Genomic DNA, 21,167 nt, shown 5'->3' on the forward strand with positions numbered 1-21,167 from the left:
GATGGGGTTCCTCGACATCCTGCTCGGCCGGTCCAGGCCGGCCGCGCCCGACCTGGACCGGCTCTTCGCCCTGCCGTCGGCCGCCGTGACCCTGGAGGCGGCGGCCGGCTTCACGCCGACCGGGCAGGGCGCGGTGTGCTTCGCCACCGTGGAGGGCGCGGCCTTCGAGCAGACGCACCGCGAGATGCGGGCGCTGCTCGACGCCGACACCGGCCGCGGCGGGTCGCCGGTGGAGCTGCGACAGGACGAGTACGGCTACTCCTGGCTGGTCTCCCGCCGCTCCCCCGACGAGCTGCCGGAGCTGGTCAACGACCTGCACGCGGTGAACAGCTCCCTGGAGGCCAACGGCTTCGGCCCGCAACTGCTGTGCTCCCTGGCCGGGTTCGAGCGGCGCGGCAGCGATCCGGCCCGGCGACTGGCCCTGGTGTACCTGTACAAGCGCGGCACCTTCTACCCGTTCGCGCCGCTGCCCGGCCAGGTGCAGCGGCGCGACAACGCCCTGGAGCTGGAGGTGAGGGCGGCCCTCGCGAACGACCTGCGGCTCGAACCGGACCTGAGCCGCTGGTTCCCGGTGTGGGGCGCGCCCGGGCTGTGAGACGTCACCACCGGCCGCGGCCGCAGTCGCAGTCGCAGGGTCACCTGCTCTTCTCGCGCTCCTGACGGCGGGCCTCGAAGGGGCGCTCGCGGCGGTAGCGCCGCTCCCACCTGGCCTGCCGGTCCCGGCGCTCGCGGTAGTCCCGGTACGTCGCCGGGGCCGCGCCGCCGGCCGGCGGGGGCGCGGCGGACGCGCCGGGCCCGTACCGCACGTACAGGAAGAGCAGGGCGACCGCGACGAGCCACCACAGGTGGTTGCCGAACCCGAGCAGGACCAGCACGACGGCGGCGGACAGGACGATGGCACCCATGGGTCTCCCTCCCCTCTCTCTTCTCCCGGCCTCCTCGGCCTCTCGCGGGGCTCCCCAGCGTAGGGAGGCGGCGATGCGGCCTGCATCCCCATTTCTCCCGCCCTCCGGCTGTCAGTGGGATGCGCCAGGATGCGGGAGAGGACGCGGCACGGAACGGAGGTCGGCATGGGTGCGGGACGGCGGTACGTCGGCGCGGCGGAGCGGCGGGCGCGGCTGGGGGTGCGGCACCGGCTGGTGGGGGCGGCGCGGGCGGCGGGGCCCGAGGAGGTGGCCGACGCGTTGGTCGCCCTGCACGGCACGGACCCGGCGACGGTGTACCTGGCGGTGGGCGCGCGTCTGAGGGAGCCGGTGAAGACGGTCGCGGAGACGGAGCGGGCGCTGTACGAGGACCGCACGCTGGTGCGGATGCACGGCATGCGGCACACGGTGTTCGTCTTCCCCGCGGAGCTGACCGGCGTGGTGCACGCCTCGACCGGCCGGACCGTCGCCGCGCGGGAGCGTGCGGCCCTGCTGCGGCACATGGCGGAGGCCGGGGCGCCGGACGCGGCCTGGCTCGCGGAGGTCGAGGCCGCCACGCTGGCCGCGCTGGCCCGGCGCGGGCAGGCCACGGCGGCCGAGCTGGCGCGGGACGAGCCGCGGCTGCGGGAGCGGTTCGGGTACGCGGCCGGGAAGCCCTACGAGGGCGTGCACACCGTCTCGACACGGCTGCTGAAGGTGCTGGGCACGGAGGGGAAGGTGGTCCGGGGCCGTCCGCTCGGCTCCTGGACGTCCGGCCAGTTCCGGTGGGCGCTCGCGCCCGGGCACCCCGAGCTCGACACCGGCGAGGCGCAGGCGGAGCTGCTGCGCCGGTGGCTGACGGCCTGCGGTCCGGCGACCGAGGCGGACCTGAAGTGGTGGACGGGCTGGCGGGTGACCGAGGTGCGGCGGGCGCTCGCGGCGATCGGGGTGCGGGAGGTCGACCTCGACGAGGGCACGGGGTACGTCATCGCCGGCGACACCGGTCCGGTCGCGCCGTCCGCCGTCGAGCCGTGGGCGGCGCTGCTGCCCGCCCTCGACCCGACGGTGATGGGCTGGCAGCAACGCGACTGGTACCTCTCCCCCGGTCTGCGGCCCGCCCTGGTCGACCGCAGCGGCAACATCGGCCCGACGGTGTGGTGGAACGGCCGGGTGATCGGCGGCTGGGCGCAGCGGCCCGACGGGGAGATCGTCTGGCGCGTCCTCGCCCCCGAGGGCGTGGGCCGGGAGGCGAAGGCGGCGATCGAGCGGGAGGCGGAGCGGCTGCGCGGCTGGGTCGGCGTCACGCGGGTGACGCCCCGCTTCCGCACGCCGCTGGAGCGGGAACTGTCGGCGTAGGCGCCGGCGCCGGGCGCCGCGCGGGGCACCCGGCGCCGGCGGTTCACCGGGCGCGGCTCACCGGCTGTACCTCAGCGGCTCATCGGCTGTACCTCATCAGCGCCCGCACCATGTGGCAGGTCGTGGCGGACGGCGGGTGCACGCCTATCAGCTCGGCGGCGTGCCGGATCACCTCGTCGGACGCCTGGTGGGGCACGTACACGCCCAGGTCGAGCAGGGCGATGGCGAGCCGCATGGCCTTCAGCCGGCGGTTGTGCGTCACGTACCACTCGCGCGGGCGGCCGGGCGGCAGCGGGCGCTTCTCCACGGGCGCGTAGGGCATGTCCAGGAGGACTGGGCGCCGGGCGGTCGACTGGGTGGGCAGGGGCTTCGGCTTCGCTGCGGCAGCGGGCACGGGCATCCTCCTGTCACGGTCGGGGCGCCGCCGGACAGCCCGGCCACACCCGTTCGAACACTACGTCCAGTGTACGGCCCGGCACTGACAATGGCAGGGTCCGTGAAGTCGACGAATCCGCAGCTCAGAGCGGGAAACAGCGCGGCGTCACAACGGTTGGAGAAGGGGCGGACGGGACGGCTGGAAATTCGAACAAGGCGTCCGGCGCACCGCCCCGGAACGCCGCCAGGAGCGTCGCCCGGCCCGCCGCCCGGAACGTCGCCCCCTACCCGGAACACCGGCGTGCGTCCCGTACCGTGGGCCGCATGGAGATCTGGATCAACCCGGCCTGTTCCAAGTGCCGCAGCGCCCTGACCCTGCTCGACGCCGAGGGCGCCGACTACACGGTCCGCCGCTACCTGGAGGACGTGCCCACCGAGGACGAGCTCCGGGACGTCCTCGACCGCCTGGGCCTGGAGCCCTGGGACATCACCCGCACCCAGGAGGCCGCCGCCGAGGAACTCGGCGTGCGGGACTGGCCGCGGGACGACTCCGCGCGCGACCGGTGGATCAAGGCCCTGGCCGAGCACCCGAAGCTGATCCAGCGCCCGATCATCACGGCGGACGACGGCACGGCGGTGGTGGCCCGGACCGAGGAGGCGGTACGGGAGGCGCTGTCCCGGGGCTGACCTTCCGTCATCTCCTTTGTGGCAGAGGTCACTTCACGGTCCCGGCCGCTCCCTGAGCAATCCCGTTCGATATCTCGTACATAGCGGCGTACGCTCCCCTACCTCGTCCGGAGGTGCGCATGTCGCGCAGGCGAAAGCTCAGTACGGGAAAGAAGCTGGCGTTGCTGGCCGGCGCGGCGGCGATGGCGGGCGGCGGGGCCTTCGCCCTGGCGGGCGCCTCGAACGCCGCGCAGCCGCAGACCGCCGCGGAGTCGGCCGTCTGCCAGGGACTCGCCACCGCGCTCGGCAACAACCAGCGGTTCATCGAGGACCAGCGTGCCCACCCGGACGCGCAGTCCGCCGCACGGATCGCCAACCGCGAGGCGGTGGTCGCCGAGATCAAGCGCAAGCAGGAGGCGTCCGGCTGCGTGGTCGGTGAGTCGGCGCAGGCCGGTCAGGCGGGCCAGGCCGGACAGGCGAGCCAGGCCGGACAGGCGGGCCAGGCGGGTCAGGCCGGACAGGCCGGACAGGCGAGCCAGGGCGCGCAGCCCGCGCAGACGGCGCCCGCCTCGCAATCCGCATCCCCCTCCTCTTCGGGGGACTCCGCAGGAAACGCCGCCGGTGGCGGTGCGGCCTCCGGCCAGCAGGTCTGCAAGGGCTCCACCGTCACGCTCTCCGGCGAGGCCGGCGCGCCCGCCGCCTCCAGCAACCAGTTCCCGGCCGGGACCACGCTGAAGGTCACCAACCTGGACAACAACAAGTCCACGACGGTGAAGGTCACCTCCGTCTCCGGCAGTTGCGTCCTGCTCAACAACGCCGCCTTCGAACAGGTCCGGGAACCCGGCAAGTTCCTCATCCGCCACGCCCTGATCGAGAAGGTGGGGTGAGGCTCAGGGCCCGGACAGGAACGCGGTGAGGCGGTCGGCCAGGCCGTCCGGCGCCGACTGGGGCAGCACGATGGGGGTCCCCCCTGCTCGAGCGAAGTCGAGAGCTCGGGGGAGGGAGACGTCCGGCAGGACGGCGGTCTCCACGTGCGGCAGCAGCGCGGCGGCCCGGGCCGCCACCTCGCCCGGATCATGGGCCCTGCCATGGATCATGGACCCTGCCGTTCGCGGCCACGAGCAGCAGGACCGGCACCTCGAGGGCCCGCAGGGCCTGCGGCGCCGGGCGCGGGCCGGTCACCGGCCGGACGGCGGGGAAACCGGCGGCGGCCTCCTGCAGGGCCACCCAGTCGGGGTCCAGGACCGCTCCCCCGCTCCCCCGCTCTCCCACTCCAGGAACGCGCGGACCCGGCGAGGGGCCGGCCGCAGCAGCATCGGCAGCGCGTGCAGCAGGTACGCCGCCTTGAACCCGGCGAAGCATCCGGTCGGGTCCAGGAGGAACAGGCGGCGCACCCGGGCCAGGACGCGCAGGGGAAGGCCGACCCGGCCCGGCCCAATCCGGCCCGGCCCCACGGCTCCCCCGGGGGCGTCCATCACGAGGTGGACGCCCCCTTTCCGTTCCCACCCGGTGATCCGAATGGTGAGAGAAGGGTCCTGCCCGGCGGACACGTCTGCTTCAATGGGGCCATGGCCAGCATCCAGAAGTACGCCGCGACAGGTCGCCGTGACCTCGAGCCCTTCTGGCCCTCCCGTCAGCACCACGACTTCGACCGGGTGTGTCGCCGCGCGACGAACGCGCGGGCCCTGTAGCGCCGTACATCCGGCCTCCGGCCAGCGCGAGACGACGTACGTCCCCTTCCGACGCCCTCTTCGCGCGAAAAGAGCTGACCCGACATGGCGACCACCCGTCCCGTCTCCACCGCCGCCCTGACCGCTTCGGCCGCCCCGGCCGCCCCGACCGTCCCGACTGCCCCCGACCCGAACGGCTCCGCCCGGCACCGGCTGCGCGCCGTCGGGCGGGACGAGGTGGTGGACGTCACCGATCTGCTGCCGCCCGGCGCGACCTGGCTGCCGGCTCCGCAGCACGCCCTGCCCGCCCTGCCGGGCCACCCGCCGATGATCGGCTACCTGGTGCTCGTCCCGGCCGACCAGCAGCCGCCGTTCCCGTCGGTGGCGGCGCCGGTCCGGCCGCGGCCGGACCGGGAGGACCGGGAGGACCCGGCCGGTGGCGACGGCCACGGCGACCCGCTCGTGCGGATCGACCCGGCGCAGCGCGTCGCCGAGGTCGCCGGGCGCCGACTCGACCTGACCTACCTGGAGTTCGAACTGCTCGCGCACCTGGTGGCGCACCCGCACCGGGTGCACACCCGCGACCAGCTGGTCACCACGGTGTGGGGCTACGGGCACGTGGGCGACGGCCGTACGGTCGACGTCCACATCGCCCGTCTGCGCCGCAAGCTCGGCGCCGAGCACCGCCAGGCGATCCAGACGGTGCGCCGCGTGGGCTACAAGTACGTGCCGCCGACCGGCCGTTGACGCCGGATCCGGCACCTGGCGGCCCGCCTGACGCCGGGTGAGCGGGGTGCCGGAGCCGAGGGCGCGGGGCCGGCCGGACCAGGCGATCGCCGACCGGCCCACCGTCGCCGAGCGGGCTGTGACGAAGCACACGTTCGGCGTCTTCGCCGGGCTCGGCCCGGGGGTCCCCCGGCGGCGGCGACCGCCGGGTCCCGGCGGCGCCCACCTGCCGCGACCAGGGCCGCAGCCTGGGCTGCGGCCTGGGTCGCGGCCCGGTCCGCCGGACGTTCTGCGGATCACAACTCCCGTCTTTTATGGGGGTGTTGCGAACGATTGGTGCGCGCGTTCACTCATTGATTTCCGAGCGGGCTGAACACTCCCGGGGCGCGGTCCGTATGGAGAGGAGCCGCTTCACTCCTGTCGGGCGCCTCGATGCCCCGCAAGGGATGCCCCGCAAGGAAGTCAGAGGAGTTCCATGGGACGCAACACACGAAAACGCCGTACGCCGCTGGCCACCAAGGCCATAGCCGCATCGGCGGCCCTAGCGCTCGGTGGGGGCGGGCTGATCTGGGCGAACTTCTACGCCTCTGCGCACGAGGAGAACAACTCGTGGCAGAACCAGACCAAGGCAGCCGGCGCGCAGGTGGCGACGATCTCCTGCCCGGACGTCGGCCAGAAGCTGACGAGCGTGCCGAGCAGGGCCCGGTCCGGCGTCGACAAGGAGCTGGCGAACCTCGACCGGCAGATCACCGATGCGTACGCCCGTCTGGCCTCCACGCGGCAGGCGCAGGCCAAGGACCCGAGCTTCGTCCAGAACGCCATCCTCAGCCCGCTCAAGGAGAAGCGGGCCGCGACGATCAACCGGATCAAAATCAACATCCAGCGGGTGGGTGGCAGATTCACCATCTCGGTGAGCCGCCTGGCCCCCTGCAACGGCACCACCGCCAACCAGACCACCGCCGGCGGCGGCCAGCAGCAGAACGGCGGTCAGCAGCAGAACGGCGGCCAGAGCGCCCAGCCGGGCACCGGGCAGAACGGCGGCCAGCAGAACGGCGGCCAGCAGAACGGCGGGCAGCAGGGCGGCATCGGCGGCCAGGCCGGCAACGGCCCGACCGCGGCCGACTTCGTCGACATCACGAAGGTCCAGCCCAACGTCCCGGCCAAGCCGCAGCGGACGGCCAACGCCTCGACCGGCTCGTTCACCACGCGCTGCGGGGTGAACGCGAACAAGAACTTCAACACCGACAACGTGATCGTGGCGCCCGGCGTGACCAACGGTGCGCACCACCTGCACGACTATGTCGGCAACCAGAAGGTCAACGCCTTCTCCACCAACGATTCGCTGGACGCGAGCGGCACCAGCTGCCAGAACCAGCAGGACAAGTCGGCGTACTACTGGCCGGTGCTGCGCGTCCAGGACGGCACGCAGGACTTCGACCAGAACGCGGACGGCGGCGGCAAGGAGGGCAACGTCGGCCGGATCCTGACCGCCAAGCAGGCGCAGATCAAGTACGTCGGCAGCCCCACCAGCAAGGTCGTGGCGATGCCGAAGTTCCTGCGCATCATCACCGGTGACGCCAAGACCACCACCAACGGCCTGGCCAACGCCAACGCGCACTGGAGCTGCACCGGCTTCGAGAACAAGGTGCAGCTGACGGACAAGTACCCGATCTGCCCGCAGGGCAGCGACGTGGTGCGCACGTTCGCCTTCCAGAGCTGCTGGGACGGCCAGAACATCGACAGCGCCAACCACCGCACGCACGTGGCCTTCGCCGACGCCAACGGCAACTGCCAGAACGGCTTCAAGGCGATCCCGCAGCTGACGATGCGGCTGGTGTACAGCGTTCCGCGGCCGACCATCGAGAACGGCCAGGTGAAGAACGCCTACGCGGTGGACGGCTTCCCGGAGCAGCTGCACAAGGCGGCCACCGACCACGACGACTTCATCAACGTCATGTCCGACAACCTGATGAACCGCGTGGTGCAGTGCATCAACTCGGGTCGGCGGTGCTCCTGACCCGCTGACCGGCGGGCCGGAAACGCTTCCGGCCCGCCGACAAAAGGCCGGTGGCGGACCCCCCTCCCGCCACCGGCCTTCCTGTGCCCGCCACCGGCCTTCCTGTGCCCGCCACCGGCCTTCCCGTGTCCCGGCCCGCTCCCCCGCCGCGAACGGCGGTTGACCGCGGTGAGCCACGGACCGCACGATGGCCGCGTCCCTGCCTCGGGGGTGTGCACGGTGCTCGAAGTGGACTTCGACGAAGGAGCGTTGGGCCGGTTGCGGGTCGCCCGCGGGCCCGACCCGCTGTGGGAGACGGTCCTCAGCCTCCACCCACGTCGAGCAGGGCCGGCAGATCGGCACCACCGGCAGCACCGGCAACTCCACCGGCCCGCACATCCACTACGAGCAGCTCTACAACGGCGTCGGCCAGGACATCCGCATCAACGGCGGTGCGCTCGCCTGCCCCGGCAGCTCCCACCAGTACTTCCTCACCAGCGACAACGGCTGCGGCGGCGCCGGCGTGCCGTTCACGACCTGGGGCAGCGGGGTCCGGGTGCGCAGCGACGCATACCTGAGCGCGCCGGTGGTCACCCCCCTCAGCGGCCCCACCAGCGTCCGGGTCCTGTGCCAGAAGCAGGGCGACACGGTCAACGCCGAGGGCTACACCAACAACTGGTGGAGCAAGCTCCGCGACCAGAACGGCTTCATCAGCAACATCTACATCGACAACCCCGCGGCCCAGCTCCCCGGCGTCCCCGTCTGCTGACCCGCCGCACCGCACCCGCTGCACCGCACCCGCCGGCCCGGGCCGCCGGCGCCCGGGCCCCGCACCACCGGTGAAGGGGCGGTCGCCCCGAGACGGGCCGGAGCGGACCCGCGGTGCGGGAACGGCGGCCACGGCGACCGCCCGGCCGTCCCGGCCGCCCGGCCCCGCACCGCCCTCGCCGCGCCCGCGGCCCGGCCGTGGCGGCACCCCCACCGCAACACCCCCGCCGCAGCAACCCGCCGCGGGCCCCACCCCGCGGGTCAGCCCCCGTCGTGACCGGAGCCCATGGCCCCGTGTCCCCCGCCGCTCCCGCCGGAGTGGTGCATCCCCTGCTCGATGGTCCCGCCCAGCCGGCCGCGCAGCGCCGTGACCACCCCGTCGTCGCCGACGGCGACCCACTTGCGGCCGACCAGGTAGTAACCGCCGTAGTCCTCGGCCTGGTTGATCCACTCGCGCTGGCCGCGGTCGGTGGCGAAGGTGGCCAGTACGAACTTCCCGTCGGGGTTGTGGCAGATGGCCTGCCGGATCGTGTCGGCGTCGGTCTGGATGTCCGGCTTGCACTTCACCTCGGCGGCCAGGCTCTCCAGGCTGCCGGTCGCCGTCGGCGGCACCTTCGACCCGCCTGCGTCCTCGCTGCCGCAGCCCGCCAGCGCCAGCACGGCCGCGGCGCCGACGGCCGCGAGCATCGGTCGGGTCACCCTCATGTGTCTCCTCCGGTCCTCTCCGGCGGCACCGGGGCATGCCGCCGCCGACCCCGTGCCCGGGGCCCGCTCTTCGATACGTCCGCGGGCCGCCGCCCGCTCAAAACCGGATGCCTCCGGCCTCGCGCCCGTGCCACAGTGTGCCGGTGAACCAGAACTGGGAAGACCGCGTGGCCGCCGCGTGGGCCGCCTTCGACGACTACGCCGAGGACGAGGCGCCGCGGTTCCGTGCGGTGATCGACGCGCTCGTGGCCGAACTGCCCGACGACAGCCCGCTCGGCCCGTTCGAGCGGGCCTGCGCGTGGGACTCCACCGGCCGCTCCGACAAGGCCGTCCCGCTGTACCGGGAGGCGCTCGCCCGCGGCCTGAGCGGCTACCGGGCCCGCCGCGCGAAGATCCAGCTCTCCAGCTCGCTGCGGAACATCGGGCGTCCGGAGGAGGGCGTCGCCCTTCTCACCCCCGAACTCGACGCCCCGTCGGACGAGTTGGACGACGCCGTGCGCGCCACGCTCGCCCTGTGCCTGTCGAGTCTGGGCCGCGACCGGGAGGGCCTGTCGCTGGTGCTGGAGGCGCTCGCCGGCCATCTGCCGCGCTACCAACGGTCGATGAGGAACTACGCGCGGGCGCTCGTCAACCCGCGGCAGTGACGTCACCCGGCGACCGACGCGACCGGCGACCGATGACCGACGACCGGTGACCGAATCACGTCCCGCTCGTTGCGCCGGACGTGCAGTCACAGGATGTCGCCCAGCACTCCGCCCCCGCCGGCCGGCCCGGCCCGCCGGGTCCGGCCGTCGACGTCGAGCAGGCCGAGGCCGCGCTCGTCGAGCACTATCCGCGGCTCGTCCGCCTCGCCTACCTGGTGCTGCCGGCGGGCCCGGGCCGGCACCGGCGCGTCCTGACCGCGCACGCGCTCGCCCAGCGTGCCCTGCCCCGCGGCAGGACGCCCGCCCCCGTCATCCCGGCCCAGTCCACCGGCCGCGACGGCGACCCCGGGTACGCCTGCGTCCGCCTGCGGGTGCTGCGCGCGGCGCTGGCCGCGGGCCGGGCGGGCGGACGCCGGGCGTGGCCCGGGCGGGACCGGCTCCCGTCACCGCTGCCGCAGGTGTGGGGACTGAGGCTGTTCCCGCGCTCCGGCGGCGCCGACGAACTCGCCCTGGATCAGCGGTTGTCGGCGCTGTCCGCGGCGGGCCGGGCCGCCTACGTCCTGCGCGGCCTGGAGAAGCTGCCCGACGAGAAGGTGCGCGAGGTGCTGGCCGCGGCGGGCGCCGCCGACCCGGATGCGGCGCTGCGCGAGGCCGACGGGGTTCCCGAGCGGTACGCGCTGCTGGACTCCCCCGAGTTCGATCCGTGCTCGCTGCAGGCCCGGCCCACCGACCTGATGCGTCGGCGCCGGCACGCGCGGGCCGCGCTCACCGCCGCGGCGGCCCTCGCCGTGTGCGGTGCGCTGGTCGCCCGGTCCGACGGCGGCCGGGGCGCCGACGGCGCGGCCGCCCCGCCGTACGCGCGCAACCCGGCCGCCGAGGCCGCCCTGGACCCCGGCCGGGTCACTCGGGCCTCCCCCACCGCGTGGCGCACCGCGGCGCGCACCGGCTTCTCCGTGTGGCCGGCCCGCGGCGACCGCACCGGCGACCGGGCGCTGCTGCGCCGCGCCCTGGCCGTGTGGGCCCGCCCCGGCGCGACCGTGCGCGTCTCGGCCACCCCCGGCACGCCCACCGGCGGCCCCGCCGGACCACCGCAACTGCTGTACGCGGGCGACGTCGACGGCGCCCGCGTGGTGCTCTTCCACGACGGGCTGCGCATCGCCCGCTACGCCGAGCCGGAGGACTCCACGGCCGGTGCCGTGCTGGACCTCGCCCGCGTCGACGGCGCGACCGGCGCCGAGGCGGAGGCCCTGGTCCTCGGCCGCGCCGACGGCAACGTCCGCTACCTGACCGCCCCGTGGGTGACGCGGGCCGCCGAGCGGGACCTGCTGAAGCCGTCCGCCGGCGCGATGGACCTGGGCCTCGCCCACGGCGTGACCGGGCCGCTGGCCGGCCCCTTCCGGCGCGCCAGCGCCTGCACGTCGTGGAACGTGCTGCAGCTCACCGACGCCGGCGGCACGCGTCTTTTCACCGACCTCGGCGAACTCGTCCCGGCGCACCTCACCGCGGGCCGCCCCGGCGCGCCGCGGGAGGCGGCCGGTGCGGAGGCGCTGCGCACCTGGTCGCCGTACGGCTGCTCGCTGGCCGCCGCGCGCGGCCTGGGCGTGCGCTCGGTCAACGCCTGGGCGTTCGCCGGGCAGCCGTTGCCCGAGGGCGGCGGGTCGGCGTCCTGGGTGTGCACCCGGGCCGAGACCTGGCGCGGCGACGGGGCGCGCACGCTGGCGCAGTTCCGCACGCCCGGCCGGGCGCACGGGGCGGTCGTGGCGCGGTCGGACACCTCGACCGCCTGCGGCCCGCGCGCGGCGCACGTGCTGGCCGGGGTGCTGTGGAAGGCGCGGTCCGGCTCCTGGTACCTGCTGGCCGCGGGCGGCCGGGACACCGCGTCGCTCCGCGTCACCGGCGATGTCACCGCGCGCGCCGAAGGTCCGCTGCTCGCCGTGCGGGCCCGGCGGGGCGCGACCGCCGTCCTCAAGGGCACGCTGGACGACGGCCGGACGATCGGCGCGCTGCGCTGACGGGCCTCGGCGGCACACCGACCGGCCTCCGCGACACACCGACCGGCCTCGGCGGCGCACCGGCGGGCGCCGGTGCCGCGCACACGGGGGCGGGCTTCGGGCGGATGCGAACACCCGTGAGAGATCCGGACCGGTCAAGGCTGGATCTGATCGGTAAGGTGTGCGCATGACTACCGGGGTTCGCCGCAGAATGGGAGTCGAGGAGCGGCGGCAGCAGTTGATCGGCGTCGCCCTCGAACTGTTCAGCCAACGCTCGCCCGACGAGGTCTCCATCGACGAGATAGCCTCGGCCGCGGGCATCTCCCGCCCGCTGGTGTACCACTACTTCCCCGGCAAACTCAGCCTGTACGAGGCGGCGTTGAAGCGTGCCTCGGAGGATCTGGCGAGCCGGTTCGTGGAGCCCCGCCGGGGCCCGCTCGGCGCGCGCCTGCTGCGCGTGATGCGCCGCTTCTTCGACTTCGTCGACGAGCACGGCCCCGGTTTCTCCGCCCTCATGCGCGGCGGTCCCGCCGTCGGCTCCACCACCACCAACGCGCTCATCGACGCCGTGCGGCAGGCCGCGTACGACCAGATCCTGGCGCACCTGGAGGTGGAACACCCGCCCGCGCGCCTGGAACTGGTCGTCCGCTCCTGGATCTCGCTCGTCGAGTCGACGGCGCTGATCTGGCTGGACGGGCGGCGCATCCCGCGGGCCGAGCTGGAGGTCCAGCTGGTCCACGACTTCGCCGTCCTCACCGCGGTCAGCGCCGCCTACGACGAGGAGATGGGCGTCCTGCTGCGCCGCATGCTCAAGGACGAGCCGCCCGACGGCCCGTTCGCCGACCTGGTGGCCCGGCTGGCGGACTTCACCTCCTGACCGGGGTCTCGGACTTCCGGTACGACGGGTCGAGGTCGCGGACCTCGGCGGAGGCGTGCAGGGCGACCAGGTCGGTCCGCACGTGCTCCCGCAGCGCCTCCAGGACGGCCTCGGTCAGCTTCGCCTTGGTCTCGTCGGTGCGCCCGGCCAGCAGCCCGACGGTGACGTGGACGACCGCATGCCCCTCCTCGCCGAGCCCGACCGCGGTGAACTCGCAGCGGCGGAAGAGCGTCTTGCACGCCTCGGGCCTCGCCGCCGCGATCTCCACCAGCCTGGTGTGCAGGACCCGGGCGAAGCCGGCCCGGTCGAAGGCGGGGGCCAGGGTGTCGGAGTAGTCGACGGTGATCTGCGGCATGGACGCTCCTGTTCCGCGGCGACGGGGCCACCCTATTTCCTGAACACCGCGACCGTGCGGGCCGGCACGGTGAAGGTGCCGCTCGCCGTGTCGTACGACGCGGTCCTCACCACCTCGTCCGCGCCCTCCGCCTGCACCGGGTGCAGCCGGTAGCGGGTCCCGGCGAGGCCGGCGATCCGCTGCTCCTGCCGCTGCGGGGTGGCGTTGAACACGACGACCAGGTCGCCGAGTTCCATGGTGATCACCCCCGGCGTCTCGTCCCTGCCGGACAGCGGGAAGGACAGCCGGTCCTGCACCTGCGCGGCCGTGCCGAGGGAGAACGCCTGCTCCGTCGTGCGGATCCTCAGCAGGTCCCGGTAGGCGGCCGAGGCGCCGGTGATCTGCGGGCAGCCGACCCGGACCGTGCTCAGCAGCGGCCTGGCGTACTGCCACTTGTCGGCGTTGCCGGCCGCCATGGGCAGTCCGCGTCCGAAGCCGTTGCCGTCGGCGCAGTTCCAGTGGATGGCGTTGAACCAGTCGCCGCTGTCGTAGGAGTTGCGGTCCAGGGACTTCGAGCGCAGCAGGTCGGTGCCGGCCTGGGAGAGGGACGGGCCCTGGGAGAGGGCGGCCGTGGCCATCGCCAGGACCTGCATCCGGGCCCGGTCGGCCGCGCTCGTGGCGGCGGGCAGTTTGTAGGCGAGGGCGTCGAACAGCGACTCGTTGTCGTGCGCGTCCACGTAGGCGAGGGCGTCGCCGGGCGCGTCCGCGTAGCCGGCGGGCGAGCCGTTGTAGTCGACCTCGGCGCCGGTGACCTCTCTGCCGCCGCTGTCGGTGAAGCGGTACCGGGCGAGGTTTCCGGTCAGACCGATCTTGATGAGGTCCTGGTAGTGCAGCAGCCGGGCCCTCTGCTCCTCCCTGGTGCCGTTGGCGGCGGAGGAGTTGGGGTCGGTGTACAGGCCCGACGCGAAGCCCTGGACGCGGGGGTCGGCGTCGAAGGGGCCGCCGCCGCGCACCGCGTCGCGGGCGCGGTCGGAGAAGGTGGCGACGCCGGTGCCGGCCATGTTCCGCTGGGTGGCCTGCGTGAACCGGGCGTCGTCGGCCACCTCGCCGAAGTTCCAGCCCTCGCCGTACAGGATGATCTTCTTGCCGTCGACGCCGTCCTTCTCGGGGGTCAGCGCGTCCAGCGCCCTGCGCACGGCGAGGATGTTGGCCTTCGGGTGGTGGCCCATCAGGTCGAAGCGGAACCCGTCGACCTTGTACTCCTTGGCCCAGGTGACGATCGAGTCCACGACCAGCTTGCCCATCATCGCGTTCTCGGGCGCGGTGTTGGCGCAGCAGGTGCTGTTCGCGATCGATCCGTCGGCCAGCAGCCGCTGGTAGTAGCCGGGCACGATCCGGTCCAGGACGGAGGTGTCCGCCTGGCCGCCGGCCGCGGTGTGGTTGTAGACGACGTCCATGACGACCCGCAGGCCGTCCTCGTTGAGTGCCTTGACCATGCTGCGGAACTGCACGGTGCGGGCGGTGCCGTCGGGGTCGGTGGCGTAGGAGCCCTCGGGGACGGTGTAGTGGTACGGGTCGTAGCCCCAGTTGTAGGCGTCCTGTGCGGCGATGTTCGCCACGCACTCCTGCTGCCGGTCGGAGTCGGGCGGGTAGGCGGCCAGGTCGCAGTCGGTCCTCGCCTGGTCGGCCTTCTTCTCGGGGACGGTGGCGAAGTCGAAGGCGGGCAGCAGGTGGACGTGGGAGGTGCCGGCCTCGGCGAGCGCCCGCAGGTGCCGGGAGCCGTCGCTGTTCTTGTCGGTGAAGGCGAGGTAGGTGCCCCGGTCCTTCGCCGGGACGGTGCCGTCCGCGATCGAGAAGTCCCGGATGTGCAGCTCCTGGATCTGCGCGTCCTTCAACGGTACGGCCCTGGGCTTGCGCAGGGTGGACCAGCCGCGCGGCGCGAGGGAGGCGTCGTCCAGGTCGACGACGAGGCTGCGTGCGGAGTCGGCGGTGAGCGCGACCGAGTACGGGTCGGTGACCTCGTTGGTGACCATCCTGCGGACGCTGGGCGCCCAGACCTTCACCACGTACCGGTAGGGCTTGCCCTTCCAGGAGGCCGGGCCGGTGACGGACCAGACGCCGGTGGTGTCGTCCCGGTGCATGCGCACCGCGCGGCCGTCGAGGTCGAGGCGGACGGACCGGGCCGTCGGCGCCCAGACGGAGAGCGTCGGCCTGCCGTCGTGGAACACCGGCCCGAGCCGCGCCTTCGTCGCGCCGGCGTACAGGTCGTCGAGCACGCCCGCGATCTGCACGCCGGTCGCGGCCAGCACGGCGCCGTTGGCGGCGCGCTGCGAGGCGACGAGCTGGCCCTTGAGCGCTTCGCGCACCCGGTCCCGGTCCCGCGGGTCGACCGACCAGGCGGTGTAGTCCTTCAGGTGCGGGAACTTCGCCTTCTGGGCGTCGGTCAGCGTGGTCCTGTTCAGCCGGATCCAGCGCTCGTCGTCGCTGGTCAGCGTCCCGTCGTGGACGGTGATCGAGCCGTCGCGGGAGTACAGGAGCTGGGTGGAGGCGGCGCCGTCGACGCCGTTCCAGGCCACCGTGTCCCGGTCGATCCAGACCGCCTTGGAGGTGGACAGGTCGAGCGCGGCGGCGGCGCCCGCCGGCTGCGGGAGCAGGTATTTCTCCTGGCCGTTCACCAGCCACACCTCGTAGCCGTTCGCTTTGAGGTCCAGGGACTGGTCGGCGGCGAGGTCCTTCTCGTCGCCCTTGTGGATGATGTAGCCGAGACTGGTGGCACCCTCGGTGAGCGGTACCTCGAAGACCGCGCCATAGGCATCAGTCTTCACCGGTTTCAGCGGGTCCGCCCAGTCGGTGGGGGTGGCGGCGCCCGTCCAGACGTGCAGGCCCCAGCCGTCGTAGTCCCCGTCGGCGCGGTGGTAGTGGAGGATCGCCCTGGTCGTGTCCTGGGCCGGGTAGTCGGGCCGCCGGGTGAGGACGTCGGCCTTGCCCTGCTCGACCCACACCTCGCCGGTCTTCGTGACGTCGATGCTCCGGTCGGCGGAGACGTCCTTGTTTCCGTCCTTGTCGACGATCAGAAAGCCGACGCCGGACGCGCCGGGCTTGAGCTTGACGTAGGCGAAGGCGCCCCAGGCGTCCCGCCCGATGAAGGGGTGGCCGGCCGGCCAGGTGGTCGCCTCGCCGTCGGCGATGTCGCCCCAGGCGTACAGGCCCCAGTCGCCGTAGGCGCCGTCGGCGCGCCGGTAGTGGACGACCGCGTAGTCCCGCAAGGAGGCCCGGGGGACCTCGGGCGCGGGCGGGGTGCCGGTGGTGCTGCTCGCCGTGGCGCTCACGGTGTGCCCGGCCGAGTCGACGACGACGGCCTTGTAGCGCAGGGGGGTGCCGGCGGGCACGTCCCTGCCGAGGGTCTGGGTGACCTTGTAGGGGGCGTGGTCGGCGGAGCCGAGGACCTGCCACCTGCCGTTGCCCGTCTGGGCGGCGAACACGACCCGGTCGAGCCGGCCGCCGCCGACGTCGGCCGTGACCTCCACCGTGCCGGTGGCTCCGGCTTCGGGGGCCCGGAGGGTGATCGTCGGCCGGGTGGCGGGCTTGTCGAGGGGGCCGGCGGCCCGGTAGACGACGGCGGAGCCGGCCGGGACGGTGACGGTGACCTTGCGGTCGCGGTCGGACTTCACCCGGGCCGTGGTCCCGTAGATGCCCCGGTAGCGCATCGCGGCGGACCCGGTGGTGAAGGTGGCGGTCCTCGCCTCGGCCGCGTTGTTGAACGCGACGATGTACTCCTGGCCGCTTCGGGCGTCCGTGCGGGTGAAGGCGTAGATCCCGGCGCCGTCGGCCGCGTACCGCTCGGTCTGGACGCCGTCCGTCAGGGCCGGGTTGTTCCGGCGGAGCTCGGAGAGGGCGGCGATCCGCCGGTACAGCGGTGCCTTCGTGTCGTAGGCGTCGCTGGCATGGGTGCGGGCGGTGCCGATCTCGTCGTCGTCGAGGTAGTCGGCGACCTGGGAGGCGAACATCGTCTGGCGGGCGTCCTTGTCGCCGCCGGAGCCGGTGAAGCCCTGCTCGTCGCCGTAGTAGACGACCGGGTTGCCGCGGCTGAGGAACATCAGCTCGTTGGCCAGCCGGTCCTTCTTCACAAGCTCGGCGTCGGTGGCCTCGGGGTCGTCCTGCTTCAGGAAGTACCCGATGCGGCCCATGTCGTGGTTGCCGAGGAAGGTGACCTGCTCGTAGGCGTTGGCCTGGTCGGTCGTGTACCTGTAGTCGTCGCCGAAGACGCTCGACAGCCGCCGCGCGCTGCCGCCCTGGGAGACGTAGGCGCGGGCGGCGTCCTGGAAGGGGAAGTCGAGGGTGGCGTCCAGGCGGCCCCGGGTGACGTAGGGGGACGTGACCTTGGTGTCGGCGGAGTAGACCTCGCCGAACATGAAGAAGTGCTTCCGTCCGTGCGCGGCCGCGTACCGGTCCAGCGCGGTCGCCCACTGGGTCCAGAATTCCATGTTCACGTGCTTGACGGTGTCGATCCGGAAGCCGTCGACGCCGAAGTCCCGCACCCAGCGCTGGTAGATCCGCTCCATGCCGCGGACCACCTCGGGACGCTCGGTCCACAGGTCGTCCAGGCCGGCGAAGTCGCCGTACGTCGCCGACTCGCCGGCGTACGTCGAGTCGCCCCGGTTGTGGTACAGCGTCGGGTCGTTGAGCCAGGCCGGGACCTTGCCGGTGCCGGTGGCCCGCGGCGTGTACGGGAAGGAGTCGGCGTCGACGGCGGGGAACCTCCGGCCCCCGCCGGCGTAATCGGCGTCGTCGAAGGGCCGCCCGTCCTTCGTCAGGTACGGGAAGGCGCCCTTGGAGAGGTAGTCGTACGCCTTCTCCTGGTAGTCGACGACGTCGGCGGTGTGGTTGGTGATGACGTCGAAGAAGACCTTCATGCCCTTGGCGTGCGCCTTGGCGATGAGGTTCTTCAGGTCCCGGTCGGTGCCGAAGTGCGGGTCGACCCGGGTGAAGTCGGTGATCCAGTAGCCGTGGTAGCCGGCCGAGGCGTTGCTTCCGGTGCCCTGCACCGGGCGGTTCTTGAAGATCGGGGCCATCCAGATGGCGGTGGTGCCCAGGCCCTTGATGTAGTCGAGTCTCCTCGTCAGGCCCTTGAGGTCGCCGCCCTGGTAGAAGCCCTTGTCGGTGGGGTCGTAGCCGGTGGTCGGGCGGGAACCGGTCAGGCCGCCCCGGTCGTTGGAGCCGTCACCGTTGGCGAAACGATCCGGCAGGACGAAGTAGAACTGCTCGCGGGTGGCGTCGTGCCGGGCGGGCTGCGCGGCCAGGGCCGCGTCCGACGGGGGCGGGGGCGGGGCGGCGGCATGGGCCGCGAGGGGCTGCACGAGGGCGGCCGCGAGAGCGGCGACGGTCAGCGCCGCCGCCCTTCTCAAAGGTGCGGTACGGCGCGTGGGAGGCGCCGGCCATCTCGGTATCACAGGCGGGAACTCCTAGCGATTACGGCTCTTTCGGGTCCGATCCCCTACGCCGCGGCGCGGCTCCGCTGCCGGGCATCCGCGCGACCGTACCGCCCGACGAAAGTTTTCAGCAAGAGTCTTGAAACCAATGGAAAGACGTTTCATCGGCTCCTCGGCCCACGACGCCTTCCCGGGGCGCTCGGCAGGAACTCACCTGTTGACGCTTCAACCGGGGGCCGTGTGCCCGCAGGGGGACCCGTCCTCTCCGGATGCAGGTGAGGGGCGGGCCCTCTACCGTGGTAAGTGGAACGCGCGTCCAGGGTGTCCCTCTCCCGTGTCGTCGGGGTGCGGCTGTCGGTCCGGTCACCGAGAGAATCACACCAGGAGACTTCATGGCCACGGTTCCTTCAGCCCACCGCCCTGTCCCGGTCTACCTCCTTGCCGCCATCAGGCTCTTCAACGGAGCCGCCGGTCTGCTGACACCGGAGCTGCTCATCCGCCGGTTCGACCCCGACCGGGAGCCGCCCGGTCCGGCAGCCGTCTACGCCTTCCGGCTCTTCGGCATCCGCACGGTCCTGCTCGGTCTCGACCTGCTGACCCACAGCGGCGACCGGCTGCGGGCCGACCTGCTGGAGGGGGTCCTGATCCACGGCAGTGACACCGCGACGGCGGCCACGCTCGGCGTCCACGGGCACGTCCCCCCACGCACCGCGGTACTGACCACGCTCATCTCGGCCGTCAACACCGCCTTGGCCGCCGGCGCCAGTGCCGCGCTCTGCACCCCCTCGAAGAACAACTCGGCGAAGCACGAGCGGACATGAACGCCACGCCCGATACGGCTCCCCCCGCCGAGACCGGCTTCGACTACATCGTGGTCGGCGCCGGCGCGGGCGGCGGGCCGCTCGCCGCCAACCTCGCCCGTGCGGGCATGCGCACCCTGCTCCTCGACGCCGGCGGTACGGACGCCAACGACACCTACTCCGTGCCCGCGTTCCACGCCGACGCCTCCGAGGACCCCGTCCAGTGCTGGAACTACTTCGTACGGCACTACGCCGACGAGCAGCAGCAGCGGCGCGACAGCAAGCTGGTCCCGGACCAGGGCATCCTCTATCCCCGTGCCGGAACGGTCGGCGGATGCACCGCGCACCATGCGCTGATCACCGTCTATCCGTACAACCGTGACTGGGACGCCATCGCCGAGGAGACCGGCGACGCGACCTGGCACAGCACGGCCATGCGCCGGTACTTCGAGCGGCTCGAGCGCTGCACCTACCGGCCCAGACCCAAGGAGCCGCCCGGCAACCCGCTGCTGGCCGCGCTGCTCCGGGCCCTGCCCGTCGTGTCGGCCCGGTACCGCAACGACGCCCGGCACGGATTCGACGGCTGGCTGCCCACCGCCCTCGCCGACCCCGAACTGGCCGTCCAGGACAAGCAGTTGCTGCAGGTCCTCCTCTCCGCCGCACAGGAGACGCTGGCCGGTTTCCTCGGCCGGCCGCTGTCCCCGCTGGAGGGGTTCGGCTCCTTCGTCGACCCCAACGACTGGCGGGTGCAGACCCAGGCCCTGCAAGGGCTCTGGCAGATCCCGCTCTCCACGGCGAACGGCCGGCGCAGCGCCGTACGCGAGCGCGTCCAGGCCGTGCAGCGGGATCATCCCGACCGTCTGGTGGTCCGTACCCATGCGCTGGCCACCCGGGTCGTGCTGGACGCGGACAACGCGGCGACCGGCGTCGACTACCTGGACGAGGCGCACGCCTACCGCGCCGATCCCCGCGGCGGGTCGGGAGCCGGGCCGCCGGTGCTGCGCCGGGTCCTCGCCGACCGCGAGGTGATCCTGGCCGCCGGCGCCTTCAACACCCCCCAGCTGCTGATGCTGTCCGGCATCGGGCCGCCGGAGGAACTGCGGCGGCACGGCATTCCGGTGCGGGTCGGTGCGCACGGGGTGGGTGCGCAGTTGCAGGACCGGTACGAGGTCGGCGTGGTCAGCCAGATGGACCGTGAGTTCCCGGTCCTCAGGGACTGCGACTTCCACGCGCCGCGGCCCGGCACCGAACCGGACCGCTGCTACCGGGACTGGCAGCAGGGCAAGGGCCTGTACACCACCAACGGCGCCGTCCTCGGCATCACCCGCACGTCCCGCCCGGACCTGGACGCCCCCGACCTGTTCATCTTCGGCGGCCCCTTCGACTTCCGGGGGTACCGCCCCGGCTACTCCCTCGATCTGACGCGGCACAAGGACCGCTTCACCTGGGCCGTCCTCAAGAGCCGTACCCACAACACCGGGGGCCGGGTCCGGCTGCGCTCGGCCGACCCGCGCGACACCCCGCTCGTCGACTTCCACTACTTCACCGAGGGAACGGACAAGGACGGCCTGGACCTGGAGGCGATGGCCGACGCCGTGGAGTTCGTACGCGCCATGAACCGCAAGGCCGGGCCCGTTGTCCAAAAGGAGCTCTGGCCCGGCGAGGACGTCGGCGACCGCGACGCCGTCCGCCGTTTCGTCCAGGACGAGGCGTGGGGCCACCACGCGTCCTGTACCTGCCGGATGGGGCATTCCGACGATCCCTCGGCGGTGGTCGACAGCGCCTTCCGGGTGCGCGGGACGGACCGTCTGCGGATCGTCGACGCCTCCGTCTTCCCCCGCATCCCCGGCTTCTTCGTCGCCGCTCCCATCTACATGATCAGCGAGAAGGCGAGCGACGTGATCCTCGGCGACACCAGCCGCGCCTGA

Annotated in this window: 17 protein-coding genes and 2 pseudogenes; 13 read left to right on the forward strand and 6 right to left on the reverse strand. The window is 73.2% G+C overall.

Going from position 1 to position 21,167, the window contains the following annotated elements:
* The first annotated feature begins 1 nt into the window (after position 1).
* On the forward strand, positions 2-595 hold the full coding sequence (pspAB, locus tag IE225_RS02255) for a PspA-associated protein PspAB (RefSeq protein ID WP_190055544.1): 594 nt from the start codon (positions 2-4) through the stop codon (positions 593-595).
* A 40-nt stretch (positions 596-635) separates the two neighbouring features.
* Here pspAB and IE225_RS02260 read toward each other — a convergent pair whose 3' ends face one another.
* A complete protein-coding gene (locus IE225_RS02260) occupies positions 636-905 on the reverse strand; it encodes a hypothetical protein (protein ID WP_190055545.1) in 270 nt (89 codons plus the stop codon).
* A 165-nt stretch (positions 906-1,070) separates the two neighbouring features.
* Here IE225_RS02260 and IE225_RS02265 point away from each other — a divergent pair, with 165 nt between their 5' ends.
* Complete coding sequence (locus tag IE225_RS02265; protein ID WP_190055546.1) at positions 1,071-2,258, forward strand: winged helix DNA-binding domain-containing protein; 1,188 nt, start codon at positions 1,071-1,073, stop codon at positions 2,256-2,258.
* 79 nt (positions 2,259-2,337) lie between these two features.
* Here IE225_RS02265 and IE225_RS02270 read toward each other — a convergent pair whose 3' ends face one another.
* The gene (locus IE225_RS02270; protein ID WP_190055547.1) at positions 2,338-2,652 is read right to left on the reverse strand and encodes a hypothetical protein; all 315 of its coding nucleotides are present in this window, start codon (positions 2,650-2,652) and stop codon (positions 2,338-2,340) included.
* Positions 2,653-2,957: 305 nt separating this feature from the next.
* On the opposite strand from IE225_RS02270, the gene IE225_RS02275 reads away from it, so the two are divergent.
* The gene (locus tag IE225_RS02275; protein ID WP_190055548.1) at positions 2,958-3,320 is read left to right on the forward strand and encodes an arsenate reductase family protein; all 363 of its coding nucleotides are present in this window, start codon (positions 2,958-2,960) and stop codon (positions 3,318-3,320) included.
* Between the two features lie 119 nt (positions 3,321-3,439).
* Positions 3,440-4,186, forward strand: a complete 747-nt coding sequence (locus tag IE225_RS02280) for an SCO2207 family protein (protein ID WP_190055549.1) — start codon at positions 3,440-3,442, stop codon at positions 4,184-4,186.
* 3 nt (positions 4,187-4,189) lie between these two features.
* On the opposite strand, the pseudogene IE225_RS02285 reads toward IE225_RS02280, so the two are convergent.
* Positions 4,190-4,711, reverse strand: a pseudogene (locus IE225_RS02285) (hypothetical protein); the annotation flags it as partial.
* A 156-nt stretch (positions 4,712-4,867) separates the two neighbouring features.
* On the opposite strand from IE225_RS02285, the gene IE225_RS33680 reads away from it, so the two are divergent.
* The 4 genes and pseudogenes from IE225_RS33680 to IE225_RS02300 all read left to right on the forward strand — a co-directional run.
* The gene (locus IE225_RS33680) at positions 4,868-4,990 is read left to right on the forward strand and encodes a hypothetical protein (RefSeq protein ID WP_268249982.1); all 123 of its coding nucleotides are present in this window, start codon (positions 4,868-4,870) and stop codon (positions 4,988-4,990) included.
* A gap of 84 nt (positions 4,991-5,074) precedes the next feature.
* Positions 5,075-5,716, forward strand: coding sequence for a winged helix-turn-helix domain-containing protein (locus IE225_RS02290; protein WP_190055550.1), 642 nt, complete (start codon positions 5,075-5,077; stop codon positions 5,714-5,716).
* A gap of 454 nt (positions 5,717-6,170) precedes the next feature.
* Positions 6,171-7,712 carry a DUF1996 domain-containing protein gene (locus IE225_RS02295; RefSeq protein ID WP_190055551.1) on the forward strand — a complete coding sequence of 514 codons (1,542 nt, stop codon included), beginning with the start codon at positions 6,171-6,173 and terminating at the stop codon, positions 7,710-7,712.
* A gap of 316 nt (positions 7,713-8,028) precedes the next feature.
* A pseudogene (locus tag IE225_RS02300) lies at positions 8,029-8,460 on the forward strand (M23 family metallopeptidase); the annotation flags it as partial.
* Positions 8,461-8,720: 260 nt separating this feature from the next.
* Here IE225_RS02300 and IE225_RS02305 read toward each other — a convergent pair.
* A complete protein-coding gene (locus tag IE225_RS02305) occupies positions 8,721-9,164 on the reverse strand; it encodes a hypothetical protein (RefSeq protein ID WP_190055552.1) in 444 nt (147 codons plus the stop codon).
* Positions 9,165-9,271: 107 nt separating this feature from the next.
* Here IE225_RS02305 and IE225_RS02310 point away from each other — a divergent pair, with 107 nt between their 5' ends.
* From IE225_RS02310 to IE225_RS02320, 3 genes are all read left to right on the forward strand, one after another.
* The gene (locus IE225_RS02310; protein ID WP_190055553.1) at positions 9,272-9,808 is read left to right on the forward strand and encodes a tetratricopeptide repeat protein; all 537 of its coding nucleotides are present in this window, start codon (positions 9,272-9,274) and stop codon (positions 9,806-9,808) included.
* A gap of 80 nt (positions 9,809-9,888) precedes the next feature.
* Positions 9,889-11,820, forward strand: coding sequence for a hypothetical protein (locus IE225_RS02315; protein WP_190055554.1), 1,932 nt, complete (start codon positions 9,889-9,891; stop codon positions 11,818-11,820).
* Between the two features lie 166 nt (positions 11,821-11,986).
* A complete protein-coding gene (locus IE225_RS02320; protein WP_190055555.1) occupies positions 11,987-12,676 on the forward strand; it encodes a TetR/AcrR family transcriptional regulator in 690 nt (229 codons plus the stop codon).
* On the opposite strand, the gene IE225_RS02325 is transcribed toward IE225_RS02320, so the two are convergent.
* Positions 12,666-13,031, reverse strand: a complete 366-nt coding sequence (locus IE225_RS02325; protein ID WP_190055556.1) for a 5-carboxymethyl-2-hydroxymuconate Delta-isomerase — start codon at positions 13,029-13,031, stop codon at positions 12,666-12,668. The two genes, IE225_RS02320 and IE225_RS02325, sit on opposite strands and share 11 nt — an antisense overlap.
* Before the next feature lie 32 nt (positions 13,032-13,063).
* Positions 13,064-18,460: a pullulanase-type alpha-1,6-glucosidase gene (pulA, locus tag IE225_RS02330; RefSeq protein ID WP_190055557.1), complete on the reverse strand. Its 5,397-nt coding sequence runs from the start codon at positions 18,458-18,460 to the stop codon at positions 13,064-13,066.
* Positions 18,461-18,831: 371 nt separating this feature from the next.
* On the opposite strand from pulA, the gene IE225_RS02335 reads away from it, so the two are divergent.
* The gene (locus IE225_RS02335; protein WP_190055558.1) at positions 18,832-19,260 is read left to right on the forward strand and encodes a hypothetical protein; all 429 of its coding nucleotides are present in this window, start codon (positions 18,832-18,834) and stop codon (positions 19,258-19,260) included.
* Positions 19,257-21,167: a GMC family oxidoreductase gene (locus IE225_RS02340; RefSeq protein ID WP_190055559.1), complete on the forward strand. Its 1,911-nt coding sequence runs from the start codon at positions 19,257-19,259 to the stop codon at positions 21,165-21,167. The genes IE225_RS02335 and IE225_RS02340 overlap by 4 nt, the downstream gene beginning before the upstream one ends.

This window comes from Streptomyces echinoruber (genome assembly GCF_014651135.1).
GTDB classification, from domain to species: domain Bacteria; phylum Actinomycetota; class Actinomycetes; order Streptomycetales; family Streptomycetaceae; genus Streptomyces; species Streptomyces echinoruber.

Bases quoted from the DNA above. Each gene is read 5' to 3' on its own strand.
- pspAB (WP_190055544.1), top strand. From the start codon at position 2: ATGGGGTTCCTCGACATCCTGCTCGGCCGGTCCAGGCCGGCCGCGCCC.
- IE225_RS02260 (WP_190055545.1), bottom strand. From the start codon at position 905: ATGGGTGCCATCGTCCTGTCCGCCGCCGTCGTGCTGGTCCTGCTCGGG.
- IE225_RS02265 (WP_190055546.1), top strand. From the start codon at position 1,071: ATGGGTGCGGGACGGCGGTACGTCGGCGCGGCGGAGCGGCGGGCGCGG.
- IE225_RS02275 (WP_190055548.1), top strand. From the start codon at position 2,958: ATGGAGATCTGGATCAACCCGGCCTGTTCCAAGTGCCGCAGCGCCCTG.
- IE225_RS02280 (WP_190055549.1), top strand. From the start codon at position 3,440: ATGTCGCGCAGGCGAAAGCTCAGTACGGGAAAGAAGCTGGCGTTGCTG.
- IE225_RS33680 (WP_268249982.1), top strand. From the start codon at position 4,868: ATGGCCAGCATCCAGAAGTACGCCGCGACAGGTCGCCGTGACCTCGAG.
- IE225_RS02290 (WP_190055550.1), top strand. From the start codon at position 5,075: ATGGCGACCACCCGTCCCGTCTCCACCGCCGCCCTGACCGCTTCGGCC.
- IE225_RS02295 (WP_190055551.1), top strand. From the start codon at position 6,171: ATGGGACGCAACACACGAAAACGCCGTACGCCGCTGGCCACCAAGGCC.
- IE225_RS02305 (WP_190055552.1), bottom strand. From the start codon at position 9,164: ATGAGGGTGACCCGACCGATGCTCGCGGCCGTCGGCGCCGCGGCCGTG.
- IE225_RS02310 (WP_190055553.1), top strand. From the start codon at position 9,272: ATGCCTCCGGCCTCGCGCCCGTGCCACAGTGTGCCGGTGAACCAGAAC.
- IE225_RS02320 (WP_190055555.1), top strand. From the start codon at position 11,987: ATGACTACCGGGGTTCGCCGCAGAATGGGAGTCGAGGAGCGGCGGCAG.
- IE225_RS02325 (WP_190055556.1), bottom strand. From the start codon at position 13,031: ATGCCGCAGATCACCGTCGACTACTCCGACACCCTGGCCCCCGCCTTC.
- IE225_RS02335 (WP_190055558.1), top strand. From the start codon at position 18,832: ATGGCCACGGTTCCTTCAGCCCACCGCCCTGTCCCGGTCTACCTCCTT.
- IE225_RS02340 (WP_190055559.1), top strand. From the start codon at position 19,257: ATGAACGCCACGCCCGATACGGCTCCCCCCGCCGAGACCGGCTTCGAC.